Here is a 4,338-nt window from a genome sequence, read left to right as displayed (position 1 = left end):
GGTGGGGGTGAGGGGTTGGTTCGGCCGGAAACTGTAGGGGCCGAAAGTCCTCAGCTCTTCAGGCACGCCGTGGCTATCGCCTCATGTGGAGAGACGAATACAAGACGAATTTCAACATAATTTCAGCTACTTAATCAATCCCGCCGCCCAACCCCAGGCACAGGCGATCGACTTGTCGACCATGGCGCCGGCCTCGCCAAACGACCCCTGCCAGGCCCACAGGATCAACACCGCCACCCCGACCAAGCTCAGCAAAGCCTCGACAACGGTGATCAGGGTCTGGACCGGACGGGCGCGATTGACCTTGGCATAGGAGGTCAAGCCCTCCGGCGCGCGCGTGATTTGCAGAAACTTCATACGACCCCCAGATACGAGCCCCAGATACGGGCCCTAGGCCAAACTCAAAAACCTTAACGCCACCTTAACCGCAAAATCACCACGTGACCAGCCACACCCCTTGTCTTTCCGCCGGCTTTCCGTCACATCGTTACGGCATAAGCTCAAACGGGCACCAACAGGGGCGATAGATGTCGGCAAACGAAGCGGAAACCCAAAAAGGTCTCAAGACCATCGTCGCGGCATCGGCCGCCGGCACCACCTTCGAATGGTACGACTTCTTCATCTTCGGCGCCCTGACGACCATCATCGCCCAGAACTTCTACGCCGGCGTATCGGGCACCCTGGGCACCATCTTGACCCTGCTGACCTTCGGTGTCGGTTTCATCGCCCGCCCTGTCGGCGCCATCGTCTTCGGGATTATCGGCGACAAGAAGGGCCGCAAAGGCACCTTCCTGTGGACCATCATCATCATGGGCGTGGCCACCATCCTGATCGGCTGCCTGCCGACCTATTCTCAGGCCGGCCCTCTCGCCCCCGTCCTCTTGGTCTTCCTTCGCGTCGTCCAGGGCTTTGCCCTGGGCGGTGAATATGGCGGCGCCGCCATCTACGTCGCCGAACATGCCCCCGCCGACAAGCGCGGCGCCTATACCAGTTGGATCCAGTCCTCGGCGGCCTTCGGCCTGATCGCCGCCCTGGGCGTTATCATGCTGACCCGTTTCGTCATCGGCGACGAAGCCAAGTTTGCCGACTGGGGCTGGCGCATTCCCTTCCTGATCTCGACCGGCCTGTTGATCGTCTCGGTCTATATCCGCGCCAAGACCGCCGAAAGCCCCGCCTTCAAAGCCCTGCACGACCAGGGCCAGATCGCCAAGTCGCCCCTGTCGGAGATCTTCACCCGCTGGAACAACCTCAAAGGCATGCTGGTCGCTCTGTTCGGCTTCATGACCGCCCAGGGCGTTATCTGGTACACCAGCTTCTTCTATACCCAGGTCTTCCTGGAGCGCATCGTCCGGCTGGAGCCCCAGCAAAAGGACCTGCTGATCATCGGCATGACGCTGGTCTCGGCGCCGCTCTATATCTTCTTCGCCCGTCTGTCGGACAAGGTGGGCCGCAAGCCCGTCATGATCTTCGGCATGGCCCTGGCCTGCCTCACCTTCTTCCCGGGTTTCAATGCCCTGATGAAATTCGGCAATCCTGACCTCGAAGCCGCCTCGCAACGCGCACCCGTCATCGTCGCTGCCGACCCGGCTCAGTGCACCTTCCAGTTCGACCTGCTGGCCACCGCCCAGTTTACCACCCCCTGTGACCTGGCCAAGAGCACCGTGACCGCGTTGGGCGTGCCCTACACCGATCAGGCGGAGGCCACCGGCACCGCCTCGGCCACGATCAAAATCGGCGAGGCCAATATCGTGCTGCCGTCGGGCCAGGGCCTGACCAAGGACGAAATCAAGGCCGTCAAGGCGAAGGCAACGGCTGACGTCAAGGCGGCCATGGTTGCCGCCGGCTACCCTGCCAAGGCCGATCCGAAAAAGGCCAATCTGTGGGCCATGTTCGGCGTCCTTTGCGTCTTCGCCATCGCCTGTACCGCGCTGTACGGCCCCATGGCCTCGGCCCTGGTCGAGATGTTCCCGACCCGTGTCCGTTACACCGCCATGAGCCTGCCCTACAATATTGGTACCGGTTGGTTCGGCGGGCTTCAGCCGGCCCTGTCCTTCGCCATGGTCGCCGCCGCCGGAAATATCTATTTCGGCCTGTGGTACCCGGTCATCACCGGCATCATCGCCATTGTCGTTGCCTTGTTCTTCATGAAGGAAACCAAGGGCCGCGATCTCAGCACAGTGGAGTAAGCAGTGCCTCCGGCGGGCAGGGTCCGAGGGACCCTGCACCCGAAACTCACTTCACCGCCTCAACCGCCACGATCCGGACGTGGCTCTTATCGACCCGCTGAGCCGCGTCGATCACCGTCAGATCATAGAACCCCTCGACCGGCGGCAACCAGGCGAACTCCCCCGACTCATCCAGCCCCAGCGGTTCCCCATCGATATACCAGGCGACCGGCCGTAACCCGCGAGCCGACAGCTTCAACGGCCGCTTCAGCACCAACCGGCCCTGACTATCCTTGCCCATAACCTCGACATAGACGGTCGCCCCCTGGGGCGGGAACAGGATCGACACCTTGCCCGTCTGACCACCCAGTTGCTCCAGAGCTGTCGGCGCCCTGGATGGTGCCAGGGCCTGGGGAAGGCGTGGCGGCGCCTGGATTTGATCAAAAACGTCAAACAGCAAAGGCGCCGCCGCCTCGCGCCCGGTCTGGTCCGCCCGCGCCCCACCGTCAGGTCGGCCGGTCCACACCAGCACGGCATACCCCCGGCCACCCCAACCGCCAGGGCATCGCGATAGCCGTAGGACGTCCCCGTCTTGAAGGCCGGCCGGTTGGCCTCCTTCATCAAGGCGCCCGGTAGCCGCCCCGCCGGCGACGGCGTTTCGCGCAAAATCGCCACCACCTTGTCGGCCGCATCCGCCCGCAACAGCCTCTGCCCCAGCACCGGCCGGGTCTCATCGCTCAGCCGGTAAACCAGAGGCTTTGCCAGCCCATGGTCGCCCAGGGCCGCATACAGCAAGGCGAGATCGTCCAGCCGGATACCTTCTCCGCCCAGCGCCAGAGCCAGACCGGCATCGTGCAAGCCGGTCTTGGGCCGCACCAGCTTCACCCCGACGGCATCGAACCGCGCCTCGAAGGCATCCGGCCCGATCTTATTCAACACTGCCACCGCCGGCACGTTGAGCGAATTGATCAGGGCCTCTTTGACCGACACCTCGCCATGGAAAACGCGGTCGAAATCCTCGGGTTCATAATCACCAAACCGCGTGGCCGAGTCCATGATCCGCGTCTCCGGCGCCACCACGCCTTCCTCGAAGGCAAAGCCATAAATGAACGGCTTCAGCGCCGAGCCCGGCGACCGCAGGGCGCGTGTCATGTCGATCCAGCCACCCGCCCGCTCCAGCCCGCCGGATCCAACGCTGGCACGCACGCCGCGGGTCTTGATATCGATCACGATGATGGCCACCGACGAATTGGGTCCCTGCTCGGCCGCCGTGCGCGCCGCCATGACCTCCAACTGCTGTTGAAGGTTGGCGTCGATCGTGGTGACCACCGTCGCTTGCAGGCCCCTGACCTCCGACGCCATCCGCCCCGCCGTGTGCCAGGCGATGGCTGGAAAGACGAAGCGCTTGGTCACCATGGGCTCGGCCATGGCCTCCTCCGCCGTGCCGCTACCGATGATGTTCGCCCCCGCCATGCGTTGCAGGATCAGGTTACGCGCCTCCAGGGCCGTTTTCGGATTGCGATCAGGGCGGCGCGCTTCCGGCGCTTGGGGCAGAGAAATCAGCAGAGCCTGCTCGCCCAGCGTCAGGCTTTCGGGTTCATGGCCGAAATAGCTCAGCGACGCCGCGCGCACGCCTTCGAGATTGCCGCCATAGGGCGCCAGGCTGAGATAGATGGCCAGGATTTCGCGCTTGGAATAGCGCATCTCCAGTTGGACGGCACGCAAGATCTCGATGAACTTGTTGCCATAGGAGCGTTCGTGTGGCGACAGCAGCCGCGCCGTCTGCATGGTGATGGTCGACCCGCCGGAGACGATCCCGCCGGCTCGCAGGTTCGACGAAAACGCCCGCACGATCGCCATCGGATCGACACCGGGATGGAGGTAGAAGCGCTCGTCCTCGACCTGGATCAGCCGCTTCAGAAAGGTCTTGTCGGTGCGGTCGAGATCGGCGCGAATCCGCCAGCGGCCGTTGTCGACCGGCAGCGCCCGCAGCCAGGTGCCATTGCGGTCCAGCGCCACCGCCGACGCCGTAGTCGCCTTATGCATATCCGGCGGCAGGACGAGGTTCAGCGCGGCGACGACGACCTGCACGGCCACGAGGCCGGTCAGGACCTTGACCAGCCGCGGGATAAATCGGTCGAAATGCAAGGTGGGAAGTTTCATTTTTTTCTTC

The 4,338-nt window shown here is 63.6% G+C and carries 4 protein-coding genes; 1 reads left to right on the top strand and 3 read right to left on the bottom strand.

Annotated features, from left to right (window positions below; genetic code table 11):
- Nucleotides 1-126: 126 nt before the first annotated feature.
- A complete protein-coding gene (locus ABI_RS02945; protein ID WP_006271338.1) occupies nt 127-357 on the bottom strand; it encodes a hypothetical protein in 231 nt (76 codons plus the stop codon).
- Between the two features lie 170 nt (nt 358-527).
- Between ABI_RS02945 and ABI_RS02940 the strand changes: the two genes are divergently transcribed.
- A complete protein-coding gene (locus ABI_RS02940; RefSeq protein ID WP_006271337.1) occupies nt 528-2,186 on the top strand; it encodes an MFS transporter in 1,659 nt (552 codons plus the stop codon).
- A gap of 46 nt (nt 2,187-2,232) precedes the next feature.
- Here ABI_RS02940 and ABI_RS26080 read toward each other — a convergent pair whose 3' ends face one another.
- Together ABI_RS26080 and pbpC are read right to left on the bottom strand one after the other, a co-directional pair.
- Complete coding sequence (locus tag ABI_RS26080; RefSeq protein ID WP_245531284.1) at nt 2,233-2,514, bottom strand: hypothetical protein; 282 nt, start codon at nt 2,512-2,514, stop codon at nt 2,233-2,235.
- Nucleotides 2,433-4,328 (bottom strand): penicillin-binding protein 1C, encoded by a 1,896-nt coding sequence (gene pbpC / locus ABI_RS02935; protein WP_006271335.1) that lies wholly within the window; start codon nt 4,326-4,328, stop codon nt 2,433-2,435. The genes ABI_RS26080 and pbpC overlap by 82 nt, the downstream gene beginning before the upstream one ends.
- Nucleotides 4,329-4,338: the final 10 nt, after the last annotated feature.

Source organism: Asticcacaulis biprosthecium C19 (assembly GCF_000204015.1).
Classification (GTDB): Bacteria; Pseudomonadota; Alphaproteobacteria; order Caulobacterales; family Caulobacteraceae; genus Asticcacaulis; species Asticcacaulis biprosthecius.
This window is presented reverse-complemented; position numbering and strand designations above follow the sequence as displayed.